The organism is Archangium sp. (assembly GCF_036388035.1).
GTDB lineage: Bacteria > Myxococcota > Myxococcia > Myxococcales > Myxococcaceae > Archangium.
In genome coordinates, this window is sequence record NZ_DASVSO010000785.1 from 1 (window position 1) to 5,867 (window position 5,867).

The following is a 5,867-nucleotide window of genomic DNA, read 5'->3' on the forward strand; positions in this document are numbered from 1 at the left end:
CCTCGGACGGGTTGAACGTGAGCTTCGGCGAGAGGCCCGGGTCCGTGGGGTCGCACTTCGCCGCGTACTCCTCCTCGGCGCAGCGCGGGTTGTCGCGCAGCCTCTGCATCTCGTAGCTCACGCGCGACCACACCTTGCGCAGGGCCATGGTGGACTCGGAGAGCAGCGCCTGGCCGCCCTGGCGCACGCGCACGTCCAGGGCCTGCTGGGGCCGGCCCAGCTCGTGGCAGTGCGCGGCGAGGCCATTCTGCGCCAGCACCTCGCGCACCCGCTGGAGGTCCGCCGCCTTCACCTGCAGCACCGCGCCCAGCTCCTCGTTGAAGAGCGCCGCCACGGCATCCGAGCCCAGCGCGGCCACGTCCACCTCGAAGCCGCAGTGGCCCGCGAAGGCCATCTCCACCAGCGCGGTGAGGAGGCCACCGTCGGAGCGGTCATGGTAGGCCCGCACCAGCCCCGCCTCGTTGAGCGCCTGCATGGCGGTGAAGAAGCCCTTCAGCGTCTCGGGGCTCTCCACGTCCGGGCACCTCGGGCCCACCTGAGAGTACGCCTGCGCCAGCACCGAGCCCCCCAGCCGCTGCTTGCCGCCCGCGAGGTCCACGAACACCAGCCGCGAGTCCGCGTCCGGCTCGCGAAGCTGCGGCGTGAGCGACTTGCGCACGTCCAGCACCGGCGCGAAGGCGGACACGATGAGCGACAGGGGCGCCGTCACCGCCTTGCGAGCCCCCTGCTCCTCCCACACCGTGCGCATGGACATGGAGTCCTTGCCCACCGGAATGGTGAGGCCCAGCGCCGGGCACAGCTCCATGCCCACCGCCTTCACCGCGGCGTACAGGTTGGCGTCCTCGCCCGGGCTGCCGGCCGCGGCCATCCAGTTGGCGGACAGCTTCACGTCCCCCAGCTTGCCAATGCGCGCCGAGGCGATGTTCGTGATGGACTCGGCCACCGCCATGCGCGCCGAGGCGGCCGCGTCGATGAGCGCCAGCGGGGTGCGCTCGCCCATCGACATGGCCTCGCCCGTGTAGCCCGCGTGCGCCGACAGCGTCACCGCGCAGTCCGCCACCGGCACCTGCCACGGGCCCACCATCTGGTCCCTCGCCGTCAGGCCCGACACCGTGCGGTCACCAATGGTGATGAGGAAGCCCTTGTCCGCCACCGTCGGGTGCCCGAGCACCCGCGCCAGCAGCTCCTTCACCGGCGCGTCCAGCTTCAGCTCGGCGTGCGCCAGCGGGCGCGACTTCACGTCCCGGTGCATGCGCGGCGGCTTGCCGAACAGCACGTCCATCGGGATGTCGATGGGCGCGTTGCCAAACTGGCGGTCCGTCACCTTCAGCTCCCGCGCCTCGGTGGCCTCGCCCAGCACCGCGAAGGGGGCGCGCTCGCGCTCGCACAGGGCCGCGAAGCGCGACAGGTCCTCCGGCGCGATGGCCAGCACGTAGCGCTCCTGCGCCTCGTTGCACCAGATCTCCACCGGCGCCATGCCGGGCTCGGCGTTCGGCACCTCGCGCAGCTCGAAGCGCCCACCCAGGTCGTTGTCGTGGATGAGCTCCGGCACCGCGTTGGACAGGCCGCCCGCGCCCACGTCGTGGATGGAGCGGATGGGGTTGGCCTCGCCCTGCTCCCAGCACCGGTCGATGACCTCCTGGCAGCGCCGCTCCATCTCCGGGTTGTCCCGCTGCACCGAGGCGAAGTCGAGATCCGCCGCGCTCGCGCCCTGCGTCATCGAGGACGCCGCGCCGCCTCCCAGGCCGATCAGCATCGCCGGACCGCCCAGCACGACGATCTTGTCCCCCGGCTTCAGCGTGCCCTTGCGCACGTGCCCGTCCCGGATGTTGCCGAGGCCTCCGGCGATCATGATGGGCTTGTGGTAGCCGCGCACCTCGAGGCCCTCGGGCGTGGGCACCTGCTGCTCGAAGCTGCGGAAGTAGCCGCACAGGTTGGGCCGGCCGAACTCGTTGTTGAAGGCGGCGCCTCCCAGCGGGCCTTCAATCATGATGTCGAGCGCGGACACGATGCGCTCCGGCTTTCCGTAGGCCTGCTCCCAGGGCTGCTCGTGGCCGGGAATCCGCAGGTTCGAGACGGAGAAGCCGCTCAGGCCCGCCTTGGGCTTCGCGCCCCGGCCCGTGGCGCCCTCGTCGCGAATCTCTCCGCCCGCGCCCGTGGAGGCGCCCGGGTGCGGCGAGATGGCCGTGGGGTGGTTGTGCGTCTCCACCTTCATCAGGATGTGCGCGGGCTCGCGGTGGAAGCGGTACTCGCCGCTGCCCGTCTCCGGGAAGAGGCGCTCCACCTCGAAGCCCGCCATCACGGCCGCGTTGTCCTTGTACGCCGACAGCACGCCTTCCTTGTTGGCCGCGTAGGTGTTCTTGATGGACTGGAAGAGCGAGCCCTCCTGCTGCTTTCCATCAATGGTCCACGAGGCGTTGAAGATCTTGTGCCGGCAGTGCTCGCTGTTGGCCTGCGCGAACATCATCAGCTCGACGTCCGTGGGGTTGCGCTTCAGCTCGGTGAAGCGCGCCACCAGGTAGTCGATCTCGTCCTCGGCCAGGGCCAGGCCCAGCGCGCGGTTGGCGGTGACGAGCGCGGCCCGGCCCCCGCCCAGCACGTCCACCGAGGTGAGCGGCCGGGGCGAGTGCCCGGCGAAGAGGATGGCGGCGTCCTCCTCGCGCCCCACCACGGCCTGCGTCATCCGGTCGTGCAGCAGCGGCTGGACGCGCGCGAGCTGCTCCGGGCCCAGGGCCTTGCCCGCCCCGTCGGCGATGAACCAGGCGATGCCTCGCTCGATGCGCCGCACGCCGCGCAGGCCGCAGTTGTGGAGGATGTCCGTGGCCTTCGAGGACCAGGGCGAGATGGTCCCGGGGCGCGGGATGACGAGCTGCGGGCTGCCGCGCCGCTCTCCCTGGGCCAGCCGGGGGCCATACTCCAGCAGCCGGTCCACCAGCGTCCGCTCCGACTCCGAGAGGGCCTTCTCGACGTCGAGGAAGTGCACGAACTCCGCGTAGACGGAGGCCACGGCGGGCTCCAGCTCACGGCAGCGAGCGAGCAGCTTGGCCAGACGGAACTCGGAGAGGGCGGGGGCGCCACGCAGGGTGAGCATGGAATCTCTGGGCAAGGGGGTCCGGAAATGTGCGGCCGTCTTATAACCACAGCCCCCTTCCCGCATCCGAAGAGATCGCCACCGGGTGCCCTCCCCTGCCCCCCCGTGAGCCGGCAGGACGGGAGAAGGCCCCCTGCGTGGCATCGGAAGGGGTGCTTCCGCCATGGCTCCCGAGCGGGTCCGGATGTGGTTGAATGCGCCTCCTCTCAAAACCGCCGGCGAGGACACGCGCCGGTGGGGGAGCCTCCTCGAGGACCCGCATGATCAGAGCGAACACGATCCTGGCTGCCCTGTGCGCCCTCGCACTGGGTGTGGCCTGCACCAGCCCTCCCCAGGAGCCCGTCCCGGAGGCCCCGAAGGCCACCCTGCACTGGGCCCTGGGCGAGGGCCCCGCGGACCTCGTGGCCGACCTGGGCACGAAGGCCGAGGCCGCGCTGGTGCGCAACCCCCGGAGCCTCGTGGCCGCCGGGTCGACGCTCCTCTTCACCGCCAACGACGAGGCCCTCGGCGAGGAGCTGTGGAGGCAGGACCCCACGGGTCCCGTGCTGGTGGCCGACATCTACCCGGGCCCCATCGGCGGCTCGCCCGCCCGCTTGTTCCACATGCGGGGGCTCACGTATTTCACCGCCGTCGACGCGCAGCACGGCGTGGAGCTGTGGCGGACGGACGGCACCTCCCGGGGCACCTTCCTGCTCAAGGACATCTTCCCGGGCACGAAGAGCTCCGACCTCCGGACCTTCGCCGAGTACAACGGGTGGCTCTTCTTCGCGGCCAATGACGGGGAGCACGGCCTGGAGCTGTGGCGCTCCGATGGCACCCCGGAGGGGACGCAGCTCGTCCGGGACGTCGTGCTGGGCACGGGCAGCGGCGCCCCCTCGGGCTTCACCGTGTTCGGCGGCAAGCTCTACTTCCTGTCCACCGGCCCTGGAGGGACGCGGCAGCTCTGGCGCACCGATGGCACCGGCGTGGGCACGGTCCGCGTCTCGACGAAGGTGACCGCCAGCCTCGCTGATTTCCCCGACGGGGGGCTCGTCCGGGTGGGCGGCTCGCTCTTCTTCACCGGCAGCGACGGCACGACGGGCAACGAGCTATGGAAGACCAATGGCACCGAGGCGGGCACGGTCCGCGTCAAGGACATCTGGCCAGGAGCGTCGGGCTCCGAGCCCCAGCGGCTCACGGCCTTCGGAGGCGCGCTGTACTTCACCGCCACGGACGGGGTGAGCGGGCACGAGCTGTGGCGCTCCGACGGCACCGAGGCGGGCACGCAGCTCGTCACGGTGCTCGTCCCCGGGAACAACTCCGCGGCGGCGCCCTCCCAGCTCGTGGCCACCCGCACCCACCTCTTCGTCTCCTGCGTCAGCGGCCCCCAGAGCGAGCTCCACGCGACGGACGGGACGGCGGGGGGCACGGTGAAGGTCGTGGACTTCAAGGCCCTCGGCGGCTCCGGTCAGCTCTATGGACTGACGGCCCAGGGCGGCAAGCTCTTCTTCTTCGGCCATGAGCCGGGGGTCGGCACCGAGCTGTGGACGAGTGACGGCACGCCCTCGGGCACCCGGCGCATCGGCAACGACCTCTTCCCCAACAACGGCCCGCAGCCGAGCGCGCTCACCGGAGTGGGTGACACGGTGTACTTCGTGGCGAACACGCCGGGGACGGGCCTCTCCGCCGAGTACCCAGCCATCCCCACGCTGTGGAAGACGCGGGGCGACGAGTCCACCACCGTCCCCGCCGGAGCCGACCCGAAGCCCACCCGGGGCTCGAACCCGGGGCCCTTCACCACCATGGGCGGCGCGCTGTACTTCACCACCTTCGATGCGGAAGAGGTGCCGAAGCTGTGGCGGTCCAACGGGACGGCCGCGGGCACGCTGGCGCTCGCGAACGTGGCCCCCAAGGGCATGTCCACGTTCGACGCGTTGGGCCGGAGCGAGCTCACGGTGCTGAACGACCAGCTCTACTTCGCGGTCTGGGAGCCCTCGCTTCAAGCCAACCAGCTCTGGAAGACCAACGGGACGCCCGCCGGCACCGCGCGGGTGACCTCGAACGTCCGGATCGCCGACGAGGCGAGCTTCCCAATGGAGCTCCACGCCCACAACGGCGCGCTCTTCTTCGCCGGCAAGGGCAGCACGGATGACGTCGAGCTGTGGAAGCTGGAAGGGACCGGGGAGGCCCCCGTCCTGGTGAAGGACATCACTCCGGGGAACACCCTGTCCTCGAATCCCTTCCACTTCACCTCCGTGGGCCCCGACCTCTACTTCCTGGTCACCGCCGAGGGCTCCGCGGGCTGGGAGCTGTGGAAGACGGACGGCACCCCCGAGGGCACCGTCCGCGCGGTGGACATCCGTGGCCCGGCGAAAACGCCCAGCGTCACGAGCATCGCCGGGTCCATGGAGGGGTCCCTCTACTTCGTGGCCGCGGATGCCACCACCGGTCCCGAGCTGTGGCGGCTGGATGGCTCCGGGACGGCCACCCGCGTGAAGGACATCCGCCCTGGCGGCGCGGGCTCCGGTCCCTCCCAGTTCGCGGTGATCGGCACCACCCTCTACTTCACCGCCGACGACGGGGGCTCCGGGCGCGAGCTGTGGCGCACCGATGGCACCGAGGCGGGCACCTCGCGGGTGAAGGACATCGCCACCGGGACGGCGAGCGCCTCGCCTGAAGCGTTCGCGGTGATCGGCACCACCCTCTACTTCACCGCCAACGACGGGGCTTCCGGGCGCGAGCTGTGGCGCTCGGATGGCACCGAGCCGGGCACCGTCCGCGTCGCCAACGTGCGTCC

2 protein-coding genes are annotated in these 5,867 nt (G+C 71.4%); one reads left to right on the top strand and one right to left on the bottom strand.

Translation table 11 applies throughout. The annotated features are described in order from the left end of the window. The coding region (gene purL / locus VF697_RS32425) for a phosphoribosylformylglycinamidine synthase (RefSeq protein ID WP_331101024.1) at positions 1–3,091 on the bottom strand (3,091 nt) is incomplete at its 3' end. 260 nt (positions 3,092–3,351) lie between these two features. Here purL and VF697_RS32430 point away from each other — a divergent pair. Beyond that, positions 3,352–5,867: ELWxxDGT repeat protein (locus VF697_RS32430; protein ID WP_331101026.1), on the top strand; the 2,516-nt coding region annotated here is incomplete at its 3' end.